Origin of the sequence: Bradyrhizobium sp. JR4.1 (genome assembly GCF_040548605.1) — a bacterium.
Classification (GTDB): domain Bacteria; phylum Pseudomonadota; class Alphaproteobacteria; order Rhizobiales; family Xanthobacteraceae; genus Bradyrhizobium; species Bradyrhizobium canariense.
Window position 1 is genome coordinate 171,634 of the sequence record NZ_JBEPRY010000008.1, and the last position, 18,382, is coordinate 190,015.

Consider the following 18,382-nt stretch of genomic DNA (forward strand, 5'->3'; position numbering starts at 1 on the left):
CCTTCGTCCTTGACAAGGCAGACCTCGTATCTTAGTCAATATATATCTTAGTCACTAAGATATTTAGCGACCATAATTCTCCTAGCACCACGGAAACGTCGGGAGCAAGCCATGTCCTATCCTCCCCGCAAGGCCCTGATCATCGGCGCCGGCGTCGCCGGTCCCGTGGCGGCGATCCTGCTGCGCCGCGCCGGCATCGAGTCCGCGATCTACGAGGCCTGGCCCTATTCGAAAGGCATCGGCGGCGGCCTTCAGATCGCACCGAACGGCATGCAGGTCATGGACGAGATCGGCCTTTCGAACGAGCTGATCAGCCGCGGCTCGATCGCGGAATCGTTCGACTTCTATTCGCAAGCCGGAGAGAGGCTCGGCTCGATCAACCGCGACATGGCGCGGCGTTTCGGCCAGCCCGCGGTCAATGTCTGCCGCGCCACGCTGAACGAGATGCTGATCGACAAGGCCTGGTGCGCGTGCGTTTCACTCTATTTCGAGAAGCGCCTGATCAAGATCGAGGATCGCGGCGACCAGCCGATCATCGCCTACTTCGCCGACGGCACCACGGCCGAAGGCGACTTCCTGATCGGCGCCGACGGCGTGCACTCAGTGACGCGCCGCCAAGTGGTGCCGGACGGGCCGCAACCGTTCGACACCGGCCTGATCGGCTTCGGCGGCTTCGTGCCGCACGCCGTCCTCGGTGGCCGACCGATCGGTCGGCACGTCGAGACCACGTTCGGGCAGAGCGGCTTCTTCGGCTATGGCTATTGCAGTCCCGATCCGAACGACGGCGTGATGTGGTGGAGCACGCAGCCGGCGCACGGCATGGACGCGGCGATGTTTCGCGCGCTCGACGATGCAACGCTGAAGCAGCACCTGCGCGGTTTCCACCGCGGCTGGCACGACCCGATCCCTGGCATCATCGATGCAGCCGAGAACATCGTGGTCACCGACACGCTCGACGTCGCCACCCTGCCGACCTGGTCGCGCAAGCGCTCGCTGCTGATCGGCGATGCCGCCCATGCGACCAGCCCGCATGCCGGTCAAGGCGCCTCGCTCGCGCTGGAAGATGCGATGCGCCTCGCCCGGTTGATGCAGCAAGGCCAGGAGCTCGGCGTCACCTTCCGGGCCTTCGAGGCCGAACGACGCCCTCGCACGGAAAAGATCGTCGCCATGGCCCGCCGCAACGGCAACAGCAAGCGCGAGTTCAGCGCCACCGGCGCGTGGATGCGAAATCAAATGATGAAGTGGCTGCTGCCCCTGGGCGCAAAGAGCATGGAGTTCATGTACGCGTACGACGCGCGGGCGGTGTAAGCGCATCAGGTCGAACCGTACTCGGCCGCGTCATGGACGGCGCAAGAAGAACCAGTCGCAGAGCGTTGAAACATAGTCATTATAACCAATGTCACATCCATAAGCTGCATAACCATATTGGAAAGACCATCCCATGATTGCAGTGACCGGTGCCACTGGCCAACTCGGCCGGCTTGTCATCCATTCCTTGTTGAAGGCTGTGCCAGCACAGCAGATTACAGCCGTCGTCCGAGATCCAGCCAAAGCAGAGGCCTTCAAGGCTGAAGGTGCTGCCGTCCGCCCAGGCGACTACGACGATCCCACGGGCCTGGAACGTGCTTTCGCCGGCGTAAGGAAGCTGTTGCTGATCTCGGCCGGCGAGCCCGGCAAGCGGGTTCGCCAGCATGAGAACGCGATCACCGCGGCGAAGGAATCTGGGGTTGAGCTAATCGCCTATACCAGCTTGCTGCATGCAGACATTTCGACACTGGAGCTTGCCGCCGATCATCGGGCGACCGAGACGCTGCTGAAGGCGAGCGGCGTGCCATATGTGTTGCTGCGCAACGGCTGGTACACCGAAAACTATCTCGGCGCGTTGCCAATGGCGCTTGCGCATGGTGCGTTTGTCGGCTGCGCCGGCGAAGCGCGCATCGCGTCGGCGAGCCGCCTCGACTACGCGGATGCCGCCGCCGCAGTCCTGACGTCGCGGGAGGATCAATCGGGCAAGGTTTACGAATTGGCGGGCGACGAGCCCTACACGCTTGCCGAACTGGCGGCCGAAGTTGCGCGCCAGACAGGCAAACCAATCGTCTACAGGAACATGTCGGAAGCAGGGTTTGGTGAGGCGCTCATTGGCGCGGACCTTCCCGAGCCGGTGGCGCGCATGCTCGTCGGGTTCGACATCGCAGCGGCAAAGGGCGATCTGTTCGACGATCGGCGCGACTTGAGCGACCTTATTGGTCGTCCGACGACGCCGTTGCGCGCGGCGGTCTCCGATGCACTTGCAGCGGTGGCCCTCCAAGCGCCACCGCCTGTCGCCGTGAAGGGATAGTCAATGCGAGCTGCAATTGTTCATTCGTTTGGTTCTTCACCGACCTTTGGCGAGTTTGCAGAGCCTTGCGCGGAGGCTGGCGAAACGGTCATCGACGTTCTCGCCGCGCCGCTGAGCCCGATCGTGAAAAGTCTCGCCGCGGGCAAGCACTACACGAGCAATACCAGTTCGGGCAGCGCTGGCTTCGTGCCTGGTGTCGATGGGGTTGGGATGAATTCCACCGGTGAACGGGTGTATTTCATATTTCCCAAGTCCCCGTTCGGCTCCATGGCGGAGAAGTCGCTGGTCGCATCGAGCGCGACCGTGCCTGTGCCCGATGGTATTGACGACGCGCGGGCGGCTGCCGTCGTAACCAGCGGGCTCTCTTCGTGGGTTGCTCTCACGCGCCGTGCGAAGTTCGTGCGGAGCGAGGCCGTGCTGATTAACGGTGCGACCGGGTCGGCGGGAAGCCTGGCGGTTCAGATCGCCTCCTATCTGGGCGCCAGCAGGATCATCGTGACCGGGCGAAATGCAACCAAGCTCGCCGCGTTCCCCAAGACGGTCGAGACAATCCGACTGGACGAAAATGTGGACGCTTCGCTGCAACGCGCGTTCTCCGAAAAGATCGATGTAGTTCTCGACTATCTCTGGGGGAGCCCGCAACCAGAGTCATCGCTGCGGCAACGGACGGACGCGGATCTCGCAGTGGAGAACCTGCCATTCGTTACGTCCAGCTCGGCTCAATCGCTGGAGAAACAATCCCACTTTCGGCGCATGCGCTGCGCAGCTCTGGCCTGGAGATTCTTGGCAGCGGGATCGGCAGTCTCTCGATTTCGGAACTGATCTCGGGGGCCGGAGAACTTTTGGCGGCTCTGCCAGCCGGCGGTTTTGACACCCCGGTGAAGACGTTGCCCCTCACGGCGATAGCCGAGGCCTGGAACGACGCTGCGGATGACCACCGGATTGTCTTCCGACCATAGACCTGCTCAATCTTCGAATCCCCGATCATTCGGCTCCACGTGAGCGGACGTCGGCACGAGGATTCGCTCAGGCGCCTGTAGCACTCTCCTCGTCTTCAAGCTTCTTGCGCAGCGCCTTCATGAGGCGACCCGCGATCCTGAGGTCTTCCATCGGGAGACCTTGCACCAGGGAGTTGATTCTGGGGTCATACAGGCGGATGGCAGCGTCGTAAGTCTTCCGTCCCTTGTCCGTCAGCACCACAAGGTGCGCGCGACGGTGATGTGGATTGGGCTCGAACGTAACGAGCCCTTCCTGGGCCAGGTCATTGACGATGCGCTGAACGTTCTGGCGGTTCGCTCCGAGGTCGCGGGCGAGCCAGGCGACCGGCTGGGCGCGGTCCGCGGCTACGATTGCCCCCAGAATTTGCCAGCGCGCGCTGGTCAGGCCGAGCGGAGCGACCAGCCGGTCGCCCCACGTCACGGTCAGGTTGTTGACCCTGAACAGATCGAGAATGAGCTCAGTCAAAGCATCACCGGCCGGGGATCGCTTGGTAGCGCGCATATTGTTACCATGACCTTAGTTGACATCATAATGTCAATATGGTTCTCTGCAGCATAAATATCGACATCATCATGTCACATTGAACAGGCTGGCCGTATTCGGTCAAGGGAACCCAATTATGATCAAGGTGATCCATCCCATTGCTGGCGCAATCGCGCTTCTGACCATCTCGACATTTTGGCTGTCGACCGCACTCAGCGAGCTTTTCGCATCCCAAGCCGTCATCACCGCCGTCAAGACCGCCATACCATGGGGCTTTCTGTTGCTGGTCCCGGCGCTGGCGGCGGCGGGGGGCACGGGCCTTACGCTGGCACGGGGTCGGCGAGCCGGCCTGGTCGGCGCCAAGGTCAAGCGAATGCCGCTGATCGCCGGCAATGGCGTCCTGGTCCTCGTCCCCGCCGCACTGTTCCTCGCACATAAGGCGAGCGCCGCCGAGTTTGATGCGGTCTTCTATGCGGTGCAGGCTGTCGAGCTTGCCGCAGGAGCTGTGAACATCACCTTGCTCGTGCTCAACACGCGAGACGGCTTGAGGATGAAAGGTCGGTTTCGCCGCCTGGGAGAAGGGAAGGTGACAGCTACTTCTCCACTGTGAACGTCAGCCCTGCATTCTCCTGCAGCCGCTTGATCAGCTTGTGCTGCATCGCCGCGCCCGGCGTCCAGAGACCAGCCGGTACGGCCGGCGTGTCGCGCAACAAGCAGATTGCGCATTCGGAGATGATCTTCGCCGTCGACGCATAACCCGGATCGAGATCGCCCTTGACCGCCGCGCGAACCTGACGGCCATCGGAAGCAATCGCGACATAGAGCAGGTCGTAATGACCGTTGTCGCGCTCCTCCTTTGAGGGGCCCTCGCCCGGCTTGAGCGCTTCAGGACCGGTCTTTTCGCTGTTGGCGGCCATGACGCGCTTGGCGTTGGCCTGCCCTTCCTCCCCCGCCCCCGTCAGCACCATTTCGTCGTAGACAAAATCCCGGCCATACGGGAATCCCATCAGCAAGTTGGAGCGATGGACATTGCGCGTGTTGAGGATCGCCATCGCGAACGGTGCGGACCAGGATTGCAGGTCCTCCTCGAAGATGGGCCTGTTGCCGCGCGGCTGTTTCGGTCCCTCGAAGCCCGGCGTGAAGGCAAATGGGTCTTTGAGGATCGACACCAGGCTGAGGTCCTGCGCCACCGCCTCAAAGGTGACCCTTGCACTTGTCGAAGTGCCGCCGGAGAATTTCCAGCTGAGGTCGCGGACGCGGCCCTTGACGCGCGGTGCCGGTGCGCCGAACGCGCGCTTGGCCTGCTCTTGCACGAAGAACGCACCGAGCTCGAACGGCACCGAGTCGAATCCGCAGGAGAACAGGATCCGGGCGCCGCTCGCTTTCGCTGCGGCTTCATGCTTGTCGATCATCCGCTTCAGCCAGATCGGCTCGCCGCAGAGATCCATGTAGTCGGTGCCCGACGCGACGCAGGCGGCAAGCAGATCGGAGCCATAGAGCTGGTATGGACCGACCGTGGTGACGACCAGCTTCGCCTGATCGACCATCGCCCGCAATGACGTAGAATCGGCTGCGTCCGCAACGATGAGCGGCGTGTCGGCAGGCGCGCCGATCGCATCGCGGACCAATGCGAGCTTGTCACTGCTGCGACCCGCCATCGCCCATGTCGGCGCGCCGTCACCGACGTAATGCGCGGCCAGGTACTCGGCGACGAGCTGGCCGGTATATCCGGTTGCGCCGTAGACGACGATGTCGAATTTTGCGGACACGAATCGGCTTCCTGGGGATCGTGGGCTTTAAGCTTCCACAGCGAAGGTCAGCCCAGCATTCTCCTGCAGCCGCTTGATCAGCTTGTGCTGCATCGCCGCGCCCGGCGTCCAGAAGCCGGCTGCGACGTCGGTCGTGTCACGCAGCATGCAGATCGCGCATTCGGAGATCATCTTCGAGGTCGAGCCGTAGCCGGGATCGCGGTCGCCGGTGACGCCGGCGCGAACCATGCGGCCATCGGGTGCGATCGCGATATAGAGCAGATCGAACAGACCGTTTTCGCGCTCTTCCTTCGACGGCCCCTCGCCCGGCTTCGGTGCGTCGGGGCCGGTCTTGCCCGCATTGGCAGCCATCACGAGCTTGGCGTTGGCCTCGCCCTTCTCGCCGGGACCGGTCAGGACCATCTCGTCGTAGACGAAGTCCTGGCCGTAGGGAAATCCCATCAGCATGTTGGAGCGGTGAACGTTGCGCGTGTTGATCAGCGCCATCATGAACGGCGCCGCCCAGGATTGCAGGTCCTCCTCGAAGGCGGCCCTGTTGCCTTTCGGCTGCTTCGGACCGGTGAAGCCGGGCGTCAGCGCAAAATGGTCGTTGAGGATGGCGACAAGGCTGAGATCCTTGGCCACCGCATCGAAGGTCGCCTTCGCGCTCGCGGCGGTGCCGCCCGAGAGCGTGCCGCGCATGTCGCGCACACGCCCTTTCACCCGCGAGGCCGGCGCGCCGAACACACGTTTGGCTTCTTCCTGGACGAAGAACGTGCCGAGCTCGAACGGCACGGAATCGTAGCCGCAGGAAAACACGATCCGCGCGCCGCTCTCTTTTGCAGCCGCCTCGTACTTGTCGATCATCTGGCGCATCCAGATCGGCTCGCCGCAGAGATCGAAATAATCCGTGCCCGTGGCCACGCAGGCCGCGAGCAGTTCCTCACCGTAGAGCTGATACGGCCCGACGGTGGTGATCACCGACATCGTCCGTTCCGCCATCGCCTTCAGCGAGGCCGCATCCGACGCATCCGCGACAATAAGCTCTGTATTCCCGGGTGCGCCGATCGCATCGCGCACCGATTTCAGCTTGCCGAGGCTGCGGCCCGCCATCGCCCATTTGAGCGAATGGTCGCTCTTGTAATGCTGGGTCAGGTATTCGGCGACGAGCTGGCCGGTAAAACCGGTCGCGCCATAGACGACGATGTCGAATTTCGCAGAGCTCATGGTCGGCCTTTACTTTACTTCTTCGCGTAGCTCACGCCCATGCCGGCACGGACGTCGCTTTGGATACCATAGGGCGGGATCGGATAACGCAGTCCGTTCTTGGCCAACGCCTTCATGCCCACAACCGCCTTGGCGAGATGTTCCGGCTTCAGGGCCATCAGCATCTCCTCGTCCGGCACGCCGCCATAGCGCCGTTCGGCATAGCATGGCAAGGACAGGCTGGGCTCACCGCTCTTGAGCGCCCTGCCCCAGGAATCGGCGCAGGCGGTCTCGCCAACCACGCCCCACTCGAACTTCTTGTAGCCGGTATATTGCAGCCCGTTGATCAGGATGATCATCTGCCCCGGCGTCGCATAGACGAGACAGATGTCGGGCGGATCGAGCCGGCCGCTCGCCAGCGGACTGACCGCGAGCGCCTGATATTGCCCGAACGGAACCACATCCAACGCCTCCTGGCGCTTGCGTGCGTCCTCGGCCGTGCCGTGCCAGACCCCGACATAGTTTTCGCCGGCGAGCCATTTCTCATCCTGCGGTGCAAGACCGATCACGGCGCGGCATTGCGCGCCGACGAGATCGTCGGCGGTGATGCCGACGGTCCAGCCCAGACGCGCCGCCATGCTGACGATCTGGTCGGTGGTGTGGACCGCGTTCGGCCGCCGGATTTTCGGGATTGCCTCCATGTCCGCGGTCCGCGCGAACAGCTTCATGCCGATCACCGTGGTCTTCAGCCGCAAAAGGCTGTTGAGATCGGCGACGAGGCCGGCAAGATCGATGCTGTCTGCACTCTGCTGTTGCATGGCGTCCTCCCGGCCGGCAGTCGCGCGCCGGCGCTGATATTGCTTGTTGAACGGTTCTAGTCCTTCGCCGGTCCCGGGAGCAACTCGCCAGTCCGGCCCATCAGGCGGTAGGCGACGAGCCCGATCCATTCGCGCACGGCGACCTCGGTTCGGCCGAGCCCGTCCGTGCCGACATTGGTGAAAGAGAAGAGATCGTCACGGCCGCCCATTCGCCAGTCCACGGGATAGGCTTCGACGTCAAATCCCGCCTTGCGAAAGATCCCCATCGAACGCGGCATGTGAAAGGCCGAGGTGACCAGGAGCCAGCGTTCGCCCGGTTTCGGTGATACCAATTGCTTGGTGAAGATCGCATTCTCGTAGGTGTTGCGAGAGTCCCGCTCGAGGATCAGGCGCTGCTTCGCGATGCCCAGATTCTCCAGGATCGGCGCGGAGTAGTCGGCCTCCCGGGAGTCCGTCGAAACCAGGTTCGCGGTGCCCCCGGTGAAAACAACGCGCGTGTTCGGATAGCGGCGCGCGAGCTCGGCCGGCGCAAACAGGCGATCGGCCGCGTGCGCGACGACCGGCGTGCGGTGTGCCGCCGACAGATCGGTGTCGACCGAGCCGCCGAGCACGATGATGCCGTCGGGCGCACCGCGCGACGGATCCCACGGCGGAAAACGCGACTCCAGCGGATAGAGCAAAAGGTTACCGAGCGGCGAAAACGCGGCGAGCGCCAACATGATCAGCGTGGCCGCGGCGAGCTTGCGGCCGAATGCGGCAAAGCGCGTCGCCATCAGGACGACCGAGACGATCCCGAGCTCGATCATCAAGTTGATCGGCAGCACCGCGGCGCCGAGGGTCTTGGACAGGACAAAAAGCAGGGGAGCCTCGCTGGAATGATCGTGCCTGTTGCGCGCGGGCTTGACCCGCCCGTCGATCTTCAGAAAGCTTCTTGGAAGAGGATCGATTGCCTGGTCAAGCCCGGGCCTGTGAAACGGACGGACACCACATGACCCATCACCACCTGCATTCCAGCCCCGAGACCTGTCATTGGGGCTTCTTCGAGGCTGCGCTCAAGCCCGTCCTCACTATCGCGAGCGGTGACGAGGTCACGGTCGACACGATCAGCGGCGGTCCGGACATGCTGCCCGACCGCAGCAAATTTCACATTCCGCCCGAGATGCACGAGGTTCATGCCAAGAACGAGCGCATGCTGCCGGGCCACATCCTCACCGGCCCGATCGCGGTCGAGGGCGCCGAGCCCGGCGATGTGCTCGCGGTCGAGATCCTCGACGTCCAGCTCCGGCAGGATTGGGGCTGGAACATGATCAAGCCGCTGTCCGGCACCCTGCCCGACGATTTCCACGAGACGCGCATCCTGAACATCCCGCTCGACCGGTCGCGGATGGTCGCCCGCATGCCGTGGGGGCTCGACCTGCCGCTCAAGCCGTTCTTCGGCGTGATGGGCGTTTCGCCGCCTCCGGCCTGGGGCCGCATCTCCTCGCTGGTCCCGCGCGCCATGGGCGGCAATCTCGACAACAAGGAGCTTGGCGCCGGGGCGACGCTGTATCTGCCGGTGTTCGTCCCGGGCGCGCTGTTCTCCTGCGGCGATGGCCACGGCGTGCAGGGCGACGGCGAGGTCTGCGTCACCGCGATCGAGACCGCGCTCCAGGGCCGCTTCCGTCTGACGCTGCGCAAGGACCTCAGGCTCGACTATCCCCGTGGCGAGACGGCGACGCACTACATGACCATGGCCATGGACCCCGACCTCGACCAGTGCGTGGTGCGGGCACTGCGCGACATGATCGTGCTGCTCGGCGAAAGGCGCAATTTGTCGCGCGAGGACGCCTATACGCTGTGCAGCCTGGCGGCCGATCTGCGGGTGACCCAAACCGTCAACGGCTCCAAAGGCATCCATTGCATGATCGAAAAGGCGATCGTGCACGGCTGAGCCGACCCGCCCTCTCCTGACCTCTCGAGGCCACGCCGCCGCCGGCCTGTTCGCGCGGCATGCCTTGTCACGCCTAATTTCCCTCGCGATTCCAACGAGCTGAACAGGCGCCACAGCCCGCATTTGACTTCTGCCTCTAAACCTAAATAGAGTCTTAATCGTAACTTTTATGTACCCGCGTATGAGGCTAGCGTTCGTCCATGGCCACCGAAAAAGCCGAGACTGACCGCATTCCCGTAACCTTGGCGCTCTCGACCATCACCTATCTGGAGAAGCTGGTGAGACAGGGCACCCACGGCACCAGCGTTCCCGGCGTCGCACGTACCTTGATCGAGGAAGGCATCCGTCTCGCCATCAAGGACGGGCTTTTGTCGATCCGCGACAATGGCAGGACGTGAGCGCGCGCCGAACGTGAGGCGGACGGATCTCGAGAGGCGGATGGCCGACATCTGCAACCTGGGACCGCACCAATGCCTGTTCTCTCACCAACCTGGACCGACGAACGACTTGAACTTTTGAAGCAGCATTTCGAGGCCGGCCTCTCCTGCCGCGAGATCGCCGCCGACATCGGCGTCAGCCGCAATGCCGTGATCGGCAAGCTGTCTCGCCTCAATCTGACGCGCGGCCGGACCATCGACGACCGCAAGGTTCAGGACAGGGGCTTGGCGCCTTCGCGCACGCCGCGGACCGTGCCGCGGCTGCAATACGAGATGCTCGCCACGATCTATGGCGAGACCAGTGCGCCGATGGTCGCCGCTCCGATCGACGACGCCAATCGCTGCTCGCTACTCGAACTTGGCGAGAACCGCTGCCGTTGGCCGATCTCGACGCCCGGCGCCGACGATTTCTGCTTCTGCGGCAACTCCGCGCCCGACGGCCAGTCCTATTGCGTCGGCCACAGCCGCCTCGCCTACCGGCCGAATTCCCGCGCGCGCGTCATGCGCGCTTAGAACCATATCCTAGAGCCGTGTCCTCAAACGAAAAACCTCCGGCAGGGCATTGCCGGAGGTTTCTGGAGGTTTAGCATCAAGTCAGAGCCGCAACTTTCGTCATCGGCTTCGAGTTATATAGCTTAGTAACTCAGGTAAGTAAATAAATTTGGGCCGATCGAATCGCATGGCTCGTCTTCGCCGCCCGCACAGACTGCCGTATTTCCGAAAGCCATCTTCGTAAAAATGCTCATCTCATAAAAAAAGCCCCGGCGGTGTCCCGCCGGGGCTGCGTCATATCCGAAGATCAAGGCTTACCAGTTGCGCTGGGCGCGAACCAACAGGCTGTAGGTGTCCTGGTCCTTCAGCTCATAGGTCGCTGCAGGCTTGGCAACGCTGGTGAGCGCCGGCGTCGTGATCACGCCCGAGTACTTCTGGTCAAGGTGGCTGTAGGTGAAGTCAGCCGAGAAGGTCAGGTTCTTGACCGGGGTCCAGCGGGTGATGACACCGATCTGGCCGATGTTGAAGTCCGGGTTGCAGGTGCCGGTCAGGGTCGCGAACGCGGCGCTGCCGCAGATCATGCCCTTGGCCGTGCCGCTGTAGTTGACGGCAGCCCACGCACCATAGAGCGCCGAGTTCCAGTACGGGCTCCAATTGTGGGTGTAGGCACCACGGAAGCCGTAGGTCTTGGTCAGCTCGAGGCCGCTGCCGGGTGCGAACACCGCGTCAGACACGCCGGCGAAGCCGATGCTCTGATACGCGCCGCCCGAACCGCCGAACATCGAGTAGCTGGTCGCTGCCAGCTCCTGGAAGTTGTAGCGGCTCGCGCCGTCGGTGTAGACGCCCGAGATGTTGATCACGTCGCCGGCACCGGTCGGGATGTTCTTGATCGACAGAGCCAGCTGGACGGCCCAGCCCCACTTGTCTTCAGGATGACCGGTGGCTTCGCTCGCGCCGTAATAGCCGACATGGTTGTCGTGCGCCGCGACCGAGGCCTGGAACAGGCCCCAGGCCTGGTCGACCCGAAGCGTGCCGACGAGATCGGGGGAGCGGGTGCCGCCGAGATCGTTGGAGCCGTAGGCACCGCCGAGGACGCCGGTGGTGGACATGCCGGCCGTGTTCCAGAGCGCGGTCTGGAACACCTGCGTCTGGTCCTGCGCCGAGACGATCGCCGTCACGCCCTGGCCGAGATCGGCGGTGTAGGTGAACTGGGCAACACCGTTGGTGCTGCCGCTGCCGCCGACGAGCTGGTCGAAGTTGTTGCCGGGATAGTTGATCCAGGGCGCGTCGAACTGCGACACGGCCTTACCCATGGTGAAGCCGGCGAACTGGATGAAGGCGTAGTAGACGCCGAGCGCACCGCCCGAGGTGGTGCCGTCGGTGCCGTTGACGGCGCCGCTGGTCGAGCCGATCAGGCCCGTGCCTGCGGCGTTGAGGCCGAGCGTGCCGCTGTACTGAGTGGCACCCGTTCCCGAACCGGCGCCGACATAGTTGCCGGTCGTCCAGGTGAAGACCGCATCGAAATAGGTGCGGACAACGCCGTACTCGGTCGCGGTGCGGGTGTCGATGTTGAGATCTTCACGGGCGCGCATCGAGTAATAGTTCGTCAGGCGGTTGTTCGCCGCGAAGACGTTGTTGTACTGGGCGCTGTAATTGCCGCCGGCATTGAGCGCCACTTCGGCACGCAGATAGCCGCCCAGCTTGATGCAGGTGTCGCTGCCCGGGATGTAGTAGAAACCCGCGCCGTAGAGCGAGCAGACCTTCACGTACTCGACCGCCTTGGCCTTGACCGGAAGATCAGCCGCCTGAGCTCCACTGACGGCGATCAGACCCGCCGCAGTGCCGAGCAAAAGGCTCTTCACCACTTTCATATTAAAAACCTCCAAGTTGCTCATGTTACGAAGACCGGACCATGAGGTCCCCCAGATCCCCGTCTTTCAAATCCGCTCGGCCGCTTTGCGCACACACCCGCTTTCGACGCGAGGGACGTGGGCGAACCAGCTGCAACGGGACGATCGAGTACCCCCCACCGTCACGACGCAATATGCCTGCGCCGTTCACTAATCAAAATACCTTATTTGATAAGCTTTGTGGTTTCGCTAAACCTGTGCCCCGCATGCAACACCAAGGCGAAGCGATTCCGTGAGCTGATCATCTTTGTAGTTTTAGTGACGAAATTACCCTGCTCTGCACTTGCGTCAGAGCAGGCTTGCGTGGACTATGGCTTGCACGATACCGGCCGCCTACAAATCAGATCACGGGAGTGACGCTGTGTCAGCGACGAGGAAAGAAGGGGCGCGCCTCCGCTCCATCGGCAATCTGGATATCATCAGGCGCTTCACCTGGGAGATATCGTCGATCAACATGTATCTGGAGGAGCTGCGTCAGTTCTGGGCGAGAACGCTCGGCATCAGCGGCCCGCAATGGCTGATCCTGATGGCGATCTCCGACCTCGACAAGGACGACGGCATTCCGGTCAACGTCGTCTCAAAACTGCTCCACGTCGACCCGTCGTTCGTCACCACCCAGTCCAAGTTGCTCGAGAAGAAGGCCCTGTTGCGCCGTCGCCCCTCGCCGACCGACGCGAGGGTGGTGCGGCTGTCCCTGACCGAGAAGACGCAGAAGCACCTGGCGAGCCTCAACGAGCAGTACAAGACGATCAGGGAATTCGTCTTCCAGGAGTTCGACGAGAAAGAGCTGACGGAATTCACCACCAAGCTCGCGATGCTGAAGACCCGTCTCGAAAAGGCCTGCGTCCGCCTGACCCTCGACTTCTGAGGCGACGTCCTTAAATGCGCCCCGCGGCGCCGAGCCGCGATTCCAGCCAGTCGAAGATGTATTCGTTGGCGAGGCTCGGATTGTCCGCATGGGCCTGCGCCGCGCCGGTTTCGGCCGCGGTGAACACCTTCAACATGACATCCGAACTGCCGAGCCGGGACGTCTGGACGATCTGACGCGCTCGATCCGCCTTGAGCCACCCGTCCTCACCGAGCGTGATCAGCACCGGACAATCGGCGCTGGAGGCCATCAGGGGAGCATGCGGCACCGGAACGATGCTGACGTCGCTCATCGCGAATCGGCTGGCAAAGAAGGCCCGCTCGTGCAGGTCCCACAGGCCGCCGTCGCAGACGGCGGCGGCAAGCCGCGGCTCCTGCAGCACCGCGCGCGCCACGAAGGAAGAACCCCAGCCATCGGCGACGATCGCGACGCGCTCGAAATCGACCTCGCTGCGCGTCTCCAGATAGTCCATGACGCACGGAATCGCACTCTCGAGATCCCGGCGCCGCAACAGCGCGTCGAGATAATCGTCGCGCTGGTCGCCGAACAGGTCCAGCGCCAGCAGCGAGAAGCCGCGCTCGCGCGCATGCGGCGCGAGCTTGAACAGAAATTCCTCCTTGCGGTGGCCGGGCTCGCCGATGCAGATCACGGTCGGGGCTCGCAGGCGTCCCGACGGCGCGGGCAGGAAATAGCCCTGCAACGAATGGCCGTCGAGCCAGGGGATCGTCAGGACCTCTCCGGCCGGGTCGCGCGCGGCGAGGAAGCGGCGGGCGCAATCCTGCATCGCGAGGACCGCGACCCAGCGGCGCTCGTCCGCCTGATCGAGCGGCATTGCGGCCGCACTGTAGTAATTCATGGCGCGGAGCCAGTTGCGCTGCGCAGTCGCCCTGTGACCTTCCGCGAACGCGGCCTCGGCACGAAGTCGATTGGCTTGCGCCAGATTCTTCCACTCACGATGCCAGGACTGGTCTTCGCCCCGCTTCAGCCGCCGCGCGATCATCAGGCATTCCGCGATCGTGGCGCCGCCCTCCTGGGCCGCGGTGAGGAGCCGCGTGAACTCAGCGGAGATGTCCTCTCGCTCCGGGCAAAGGATCCAGTCGTCGGAGAGGCATGCGGGTATCATCGGGAGCTACGCTCTGGTCATCGCCTTACAGATGACTGACTAAACTATTTTGGTTCCCTGACCAAGCTGCCGTGCGCCGAATGAGAGCCGTTCGAGATCACCATCGCTTGAACGCAGGGACGTCTCGCATGCGTGACATTCCAATTCGTCATGAGTGACTGAACACTGGCAGGAAGAATGGCGGCGAACTGGCAAGAGAACTGGCAAGAGGTGGCACGCGAAATTGCCTGCGCGCCTCTTGCCATGATGCTCATCATACCTATATCCGCGCCCGCTCGGCGGCCGCCTCAGCCGAGCCGCCAGCCGACCTCCTGCGTAAAACTTTCGTAGAACGCGCGGTCGTAGGCCTGCTCCGGCGTGGCGCGCACGCGCTGGTCGAGGCGCTTTGCGTCCTCGCCCACGAGAATGCGCCATTGCTCCGCCTTGACCCCGTCGAGGATGATCCTGGCGGCCTGCGCCGCCGTCGTCGGCGCATCCTCGAGGAAGCTGCGGGCGCGCTCAGCGAACGCCGCCTGGATGTCCTCGTCCGACATCTTGTCGGCATCCGGCACGCCGGCCGCGACCATGCGCTTGCGGGTCAGCGCAACCTCGTCGGCATTGAGCCGCGCCGAGCCGTCGGCGCTCTGCACCTTGCGCGAGTTGGAGACGATCGAGGTGCCGATATGGCCGGGCATCACCACCGAGCATTTGACGTGCGGCGCGTGCAGGCGGAGGTCATTGATCAGCGCTTCGGTAAATCCCTTCACGGCGAACTTCGCCGAGCTGTAGGCGGTGTGGGACTGGGTCATGCCGATCGAGGCCCAGAAGCCGTTGACGCTCGCGGTGTTGACGATGTGGGCCTCGTCCGCCGCGACCAGCATCGGCAGGAAGGTGCGGACGCCGAGATAGACCCCGCCCCAGCAGATGTTGAAGGTGCGCTCCCACTGCTCGCGCGTGTTGGTGAACAGGCTGCCGCCGCCGCCGATGCCGGCGTTGTTGAACAGAAGGTGGATCCGGTCGGTCTTCTGCTGCTCGGCGAGTTCGTCGCGGAATCGCTTGAGATGATCCTCGATCGAGACGTCGGCGACATGGGTCGTGACGCGCAGGCCCTGCGGCAGCTTCTCGACCTCGCACAGCCGCTTGGTCTCGGCCATCGCGGCTTCCGAGACGTCGCACATCGCAACATTGCAGCCCTCGGCGACGAGCTGCCGCGCGAGCTCGCGCCCCATTCCCGTGCCGCCGCCGGTGATGACGGCGATCTTTCCTGCAAAATCCTTCATGGGACTTTCGGCCCCTCCCTTGTCGGTATGTTTCTTCACGGCTAGCGCCGCACGCATCGAAGCGCGCGCAAAATGTAGCAGCGCCGCATCCGCAGGTAAAAGCGGATCGGCGCTGCCATGCTCATCAGTATTTCGGGGCGCGGACTATTCGGCCGCCTCGACGCGCCGCCCGTTCAACGCGCCGAGCCCGTCCAGCGCCTTGCGGATCGCCGCCTGCTGCGCGGGCGAGGCCTCCGGCATCGGCGCGCGCGGATAGGTCCTGGGCAGGCCCTGCAGCGTCTGCGCATAGCGCGTGCAGGCCGGCAGATTGTCGGCAATGACGGCGTTCCACAGCGTCAGCAACTTCTTGTGCAGGTCGAGCGCGCGCGGATGGTCACCCGCCTTCACCGCATCCCACAGCGCGACGGAGGCATGCGGCGCCGCGGTCAGGATCGCGGCGATCGAGCCATGTGCCCCCAATGTGTAGGACGGATACATCAGGGCATCGACCGCGCTGTAGATCAGCTTGTCGGGGGCCATCATCATGAGGTCCGCGAACAGTTTCAGGTCTCCCGCGCTCTGCTTGACGCCGACCACCAGCGGCACCTCGGTCATGATCCGCGTCAGCAGCGCCGGCGAGAGATAAGACCACGGCACCACATTGTAGATGATGATGGGCATGCCGGTCTCATCAGCCATGGCGCGGAAATGCGCCACCATCGCCTCGTCGTCCGGCTTGAACAGATAGTGCACCGGCGTGACCTGGAGCGCCGCGACATTCATGTCGCGCACGAGCTTGCCGCGGCGAATCGCATCGCGCGTGGAATCGACGATGATGCCGGCGATCACAGGAATGCGTCCTTTCACCGCCGCAACGGTCGCCTCCATCAGGTCGCGATATTCCTCGTGATCGAGCGTGTGCCCCTCGCCGGTCGAGCCGCCGGCCGCGACGCCATGCGCGCCGGCGCCGATCATCCAGTCGACCTGGAGCGCCACAAGGGTGTAGTCGATCTCGCCATCCTTCCGGAACGGCGTCGTCATCGGCGGAATCACGCCGGTCGGTCGTGCCTTCATGGTCTGCCCTCGCGTTTCCATATCCCTTGTGGCGGCTCCGCTCTTTTGGCGGGTGGCCACGCCTGCAAGCCTACCGGCTGCGCGCGGCCTGTGAAGCGCCACCGGCGCGGCGCTGCCCCCACAATCGATCATCCCTGCGTCTCACCCCTGCCGGTTCCCCGTATTTGCCCGGCTTCGGTTTAGGGGCAATTTTTTACAATCCGAATCGCTAAAGGGAGTCCGGACGCTGGGTCGAGTCGGCCAAGCCAGCGTGTTGTTTGCGTCACAGGCTCTGGCACTCCGCTTGCATCCTCTTCGTGGTCAGAAACTACCGATGAGGTGACTGGAATGTTCGTGACCGTCGTTGCCGTGCTCTGCCGGCTGAGTGCAGCCAGCTCAGGCAGTTGCATCGAGGAAATCGTGACCGACAGCAACATGACGCCCGAGATGTCGATGATGCAGTGTGCGATCGGCGCACAGGCCCCCTTGGCGAAATGGATGGGCGAGCATCCGATCTACCACGCCAACTGGCGGCTCGATCGCTACAAATGCGTTCCGGGTCACTACGAGATCAAGGGCCACGCCTAAGGCCCCGCAAAACTACGTCTATCGAGGAAACGCCCCGGGGGCCCTGCCTTGTCGCTCCGCATGGGCACCGTTAGCGCCAGCCCCCATCGTGGTGCCGCCGCGTCCTGTGACAACCGTCACGCTTCCCCTCAAGCCACTGCACGAAGAATCATCGCACGCGCTTTGCGCCCCTCCGGTGTCGGCATCAGCGCATAATTGTGCGGCTGGTCGCGCAAGAGATGCAGCTCCGCCGGCACGTTGACCGCCCTTGCCCTCTCCGCGAGACCGACACTGTCGGGATAGAGCAGATCGCGCGTCCCGGAGAAGATGAGCATCGGCGCGAACGCGCGAAAGCCGCCGTTGAGCGGGCTGACGAAGGGATGGTCGATATCGAGCTCGCCGGCATAGAGCCGCCCTGCTTCGAGAATCCCGGGAATGTCCTGGATCGGATCGCGCGCGGCGATCTCGACCTGCTCCGGACGGCTGACCGACGCATCCGCCGCGGGAGAGATCAGCACGAGCCGGTTCGGCTGCCGATGCCCGCGATCACGCAGCCACTGGCAGGCGGCGAGCGCAAGGCCCGCCCCGGCCGAATTGCCGACCACCGTGACCTTTGCGGGACCCGCATCCTCCAGCAGCATCCGCAACAGCTCGGCTGTCGCCGGCACGACGTCCTTCGCGGTCGCGCGCGGCGCAAGCGGATAGATCGGCACCACGCAGACGATGCCCGCCTTGCGAGTCATCTGGCCAACGAAGCGCCAATGCGCCGGCACGATCTCGTTGATGTAGCCGCCGCCATGCAGGAACATGACGTAGTTGCAGCCCTCATGGCCCGATGACGGCGCCGTGTAATAGACCGGCCACCCTCCCATCTTGGTCAACGTCGCCTCGACGCCGCGCCCGAGCCCCGTCGGCTCAAACGAGGCCGGCTCCAGCGCGAGCTTCTGCACGTGCGCCTGCACCGCCTCGGCGGACGCGAGCTGCTCCTTGTACGGAAGCTGCCTCAGCAGCATGTTGAAGGCGCGGCTTTGCAGGCTTGGTGCGGGTTCGCGCCGGGACGGCGCACTGAAGACGCAACCGCCCGGACAGAACTGCAAGGCCGACACAAGTCTTGCAACGCTCATCTTGCAACGCTCATGGCCACATCCCCATCTGGCACTTTCGACAGGGCG

19 protein-coding genes are annotated in these 18,382 nt (G+C 63.7%); 9 read left to right on the forward strand and 10 right to left on the reverse strand.

Annotated elements, in window-relative coordinates:
• Positions 1–111 precede the first annotated feature (111 nt).
• From ABIB90_RS18695 to ABIB90_RS18705, 3 genes are all read left to right on the forward strand, one after another.
• Positions 112–1,308, forward strand: a complete 1,197-nt coding sequence (locus ABIB90_RS18695) for an FAD-dependent monooxygenase (RefSeq protein ID WP_354164049.1) — start codon at positions 112–114, stop codon at positions 1,306–1,308.
• A gap of 133 nt (positions 1,309–1,441) precedes the next feature.
• Positions 1,442–2,338 (forward strand): SDR family oxidoreductase, encoded by an 897-nt coding sequence (locus ABIB90_RS18700; protein WP_219682245.1) that lies wholly within the window; start codon positions 1,442–1,444, stop codon positions 2,336–2,338.
• Between the two features lie 3 nt (positions 2,339–2,341).
• Positions 2,342–3,160 carry a zinc-binding alcohol dehydrogenase family protein gene (locus ABIB90_RS18705; protein ID WP_354164047.1) on the forward strand — a complete coding sequence of 273 codons (819 nt, stop codon included), beginning with the start codon at positions 2,342–2,344 and terminating at the stop codon, positions 3,158–3,160.
• Between the two features lie 204 nt (positions 3,161–3,364).
• On the opposite strand, the gene ABIB90_RS18710 is transcribed toward ABIB90_RS18705, so the two are convergent.
• A complete protein-coding gene (locus ABIB90_RS18710) occupies positions 3,365–3,838 on the reverse strand; it encodes a MarR family winged helix-turn-helix transcriptional regulator (protein ID WP_219682247.1) in 474 nt (157 codons plus the stop codon).
• Between the two features lie 118 nt (positions 3,839–3,956).
• Here ABIB90_RS18710 and ABIB90_RS18715 point away from each other — a divergent pair, with 118 nt between their 5' ends.
• Positions 3,957–4,430, forward strand: coding sequence for a hypothetical protein (locus ABIB90_RS18715; RefSeq protein WP_354164044.1), 474 nt, complete (start codon positions 3,957–3,959; stop codon positions 4,428–4,430).
• Here the strand turns inward: ABIB90_RS18715 and ABIB90_RS18720 are convergent.
• The 4 genes from ABIB90_RS18720 to ABIB90_RS18735 are packed head-to-tail and all read right to left on the reverse strand — an operon-like array spanning position 4,414 to position 8,416.
• The gene (locus tag ABIB90_RS18720) at positions 4,414–5,589 is read right to left on the reverse strand and encodes a saccharopine dehydrogenase family protein (protein WP_354164042.1); all 1,176 of its coding nucleotides are present in this window, start codon (positions 5,587–5,589) and stop codon (positions 4,414–4,416) included. The genes ABIB90_RS18715 and ABIB90_RS18720 overlap by 17 nt on opposite strands.
• A 27-nt stretch (positions 5,590–5,616) precedes the next feature.
• Positions 5,617–6,795, reverse strand: a complete 1,179-nt coding sequence (locus ABIB90_RS18725; protein WP_354164040.1) for a saccharopine dehydrogenase family protein — start codon at positions 6,793–6,795, stop codon at positions 5,617–5,619.
• Between the two features lie 14 nt (positions 6,796–6,809).
• Positions 6,810–7,592, reverse strand: a complete 783-nt coding sequence (locus tag ABIB90_RS18730; protein WP_219682248.1) for a DUF169 domain-containing protein — start codon at positions 7,590–7,592, stop codon at positions 6,810–6,812.
• Between the two features lie 56 nt (positions 7,593–7,648).
• Positions 7,649–8,416, reverse strand: a complete 768-nt coding sequence (locus ABIB90_RS18735) for a YdcF family protein (RefSeq protein WP_354164038.1) — start codon at positions 8,414–8,416, stop codon at positions 7,649–7,651.
• Between the two features lie 164 nt (positions 8,417–8,580).
• Here ABIB90_RS18735 and ABIB90_RS18740 point away from each other — a divergent pair, with 164 nt between their 5' ends.
• The 3 genes from ABIB90_RS18740 to ABIB90_RS18750 all read left to right on the forward strand — a co-directional run bounded on the left by ABIB90_RS18740 (position 8,581) and on the right by ABIB90_RS18750 (position 10,472).
• A complete protein-coding gene (locus ABIB90_RS18740) occupies positions 8,581–9,522 on the forward strand; it encodes an acetamidase/formamidase family protein (RefSeq protein ID WP_354164036.1) in 942 nt (313 codons plus the stop codon).
• A gap of 200 nt (positions 9,523–9,722) precedes the next feature.
• Positions 9,723–9,920 carry a hypothetical protein gene (locus tag ABIB90_RS18745; protein ID WP_007603456.1) on the forward strand — a complete coding sequence of 66 codons (198 nt, stop codon included), beginning with the start codon at positions 9,723–9,725 and terminating at the stop codon, positions 9,918–9,920.
• A gap of 72 nt (positions 9,921–9,992) precedes the next feature.
• Entirely contained in the window at positions 9,993–10,472 is a 480-nt protein-coding gene (locus tag ABIB90_RS18750) for a GcrA family cell cycle regulator (protein ID WP_354164033.1), read from the forward strand.
• Positions 10,473–10,765: 293 nt separating this feature from the next.
• On the opposite strand, the gene ABIB90_RS18755 is transcribed toward ABIB90_RS18750, so the two are convergent.
• A complete protein-coding gene (locus ABIB90_RS18755; protein WP_354164031.1) occupies positions 10,766–12,322 on the reverse strand; it encodes a porin in 1,557 nt (518 codons plus the stop codon).
• Between the two features lie 400 nt (positions 12,323–12,722).
• On the opposite strand from ABIB90_RS18755, the gene ABIB90_RS18760 reads away from it, so the two are divergent.
• Positions 12,723–13,229, forward strand: coding sequence for a MarR family winged helix-turn-helix transcriptional regulator (locus tag ABIB90_RS18760; RefSeq protein ID WP_027518311.1), 507 nt, complete (start codon positions 12,723–12,725; stop codon positions 13,227–13,229).
• Between the two features lie 10 nt (positions 13,230–13,239).
• Here the strand turns inward: ABIB90_RS18760 and ABIB90_RS18765 are convergent, their stop codons facing one another.
• From ABIB90_RS18765 to ABIB90_RS18775, 3 genes are all read right to left on the reverse strand, one after another.
• Positions 13,240–14,352: an alpha/beta hydrolase family protein gene (locus ABIB90_RS18765; protein ID WP_354164029.1), complete on the reverse strand. Its 1,113-nt coding sequence runs from the start codon at positions 14,350–14,352 to the stop codon at positions 13,240–13,242.
• 287 nt (positions 14,353–14,639) lie between these two features.
• Positions 14,640–15,611, reverse strand: coding sequence for an SDR family NAD(P)-dependent oxidoreductase (locus ABIB90_RS18770; RefSeq protein WP_354164027.1), 972 nt, complete (start codon positions 15,609–15,611; stop codon positions 14,640–14,642).
• A 144-nt stretch (positions 15,612–15,755) separates the two neighbouring features.
• Complete coding sequence (locus ABIB90_RS18775) at positions 15,756–16,664, reverse strand: dihydrodipicolinate synthase family protein (protein ID WP_354164024.1); 909 nt, start codon at positions 16,662–16,664, stop codon at positions 15,756–15,758.
• Positions 16,665–16,991: 327 nt separating this feature from the next.
• On the opposite strand from ABIB90_RS18775, the gene ABIB90_RS18780 reads away from it, so the two are divergent.
• Complete coding sequence (locus ABIB90_RS18780; RefSeq protein WP_007611067.1) at positions 16,992–17,231, forward strand: hypothetical protein; 240 nt, start codon at positions 16,992–16,994, stop codon at positions 17,229–17,231.
• A gap of 128 nt (positions 17,232–17,359) precedes the next feature.
• Here ABIB90_RS18780 and ABIB90_RS18785 read toward each other — a convergent pair whose 3' ends face one another.
• Positions 17,360–18,334 (reverse strand): alpha/beta fold hydrolase, encoded by a 975-nt coding sequence (locus ABIB90_RS18785; RefSeq protein WP_354164022.1) that lies wholly within the window; start codon positions 18,332–18,334, stop codon positions 17,360–17,362.
• Between the last annotated feature and the right edge of the window lie 48 nt (positions 18,335–18,382).

Coding starts and splice junctions, on each gene's coding strand:
- ABIB90_RS18725 (WP_354164040.1), bottom strand. CDS start 6,795: ATGAGCTCTGCGAAATTCGACATCGTCGTCTATGGCGCGACCGGTTTT.
- ABIB90_RS18695 (WP_354164049.1), top strand. CDS start 112: ATGTCCTATCCTCCCCGCAAGGCCCTGATCATCGGCGCCGGCGTCGCC.
- ABIB90_RS18710 (WP_219682247.1), bottom strand. CDS start 3,838: ATGCGCGCTACCAAGCGATCCCCGGCCGGTGATGCTTTGACTGAGCTC.
- ABIB90_RS18785 (WP_354164022.1), bottom strand. CDS start 18,334: ATGAGCGTTGCAAGACTTGTGTCGGCCTTGCAGTTCTGTCCGGGCGGT.
- ABIB90_RS18740 (WP_354164036.1), top strand. CDS start 8,581: ATGACCCATCACCACCTGCATTCCAGCCCCGAGACCTGTCATTGGGGC.
- ABIB90_RS18700 (WP_219682245.1), top strand. CDS start 1,442: ATGATTGCAGTGACCGGTGCCACTGGCCAACTCGGCCGGCTTGTCATC.
- ABIB90_RS18750 (WP_354164033.1), top strand. CDS start 9,993: ATGCCTGTTCTCTCACCAACCTGGACCGACGAACGACTTGAACTTTTG.
- ABIB90_RS18770 (WP_354164027.1), bottom strand. CDS start 15,611: ATGAAGGATTTTGCAGGAAAGATCGCCGTCATCACCGGCGGCGGCACG.
- ABIB90_RS18755 (WP_354164031.1), bottom strand. CDS start 12,322: ATGAAAGTGGTGAAGAGCCTTTTGCTCGGCACTGCGGCGGGTCTGATC.
- ABIB90_RS18745 (WP_007603456.1), top strand. CDS start 9,723: ATGGCCACCGAAAAAGCCGAGACTGACCGCATTCCCGTAACCTTGGCG.
- ABIB90_RS18775 (WP_354164024.1), bottom strand. CDS start 16,664: ATGAAGGCACGACCGACCGGCGTGATTCCGCCGATGACGACGCCGTTC.
- ABIB90_RS18780 (WP_007611067.1), top strand. CDS start 16,992: ATGTTCGTGACCGTCGTTGCCGTGCTCTGCCGGCTGAGTGCAGCCAGC.
- ABIB90_RS18715 (WP_354164044.1), top strand. CDS start 3,957: ATGATCAAGGTGATCCATCCCATTGCTGGCGCAATCGCGCTTCTGACC.
- ABIB90_RS18765 (WP_354164029.1), bottom strand. CDS start 14,352: ATGATACCCGCATGCCTCTCCGACGACTGGATCCTTTGCCCGGAGCGA.
- ABIB90_RS18730 (WP_219682248.1), bottom strand. CDS start 7,592: ATGCAACAGCAGAGTGCAGACAGCATCGATCTTGCCGGCCTCGTCGCC.
- ABIB90_RS18705 (WP_354164047.1), top strand. CDS start 2,342: ATGCGAGCTGCAATTGTTCATTCGTTTGGTTCTTCACCGACCTTTGGC.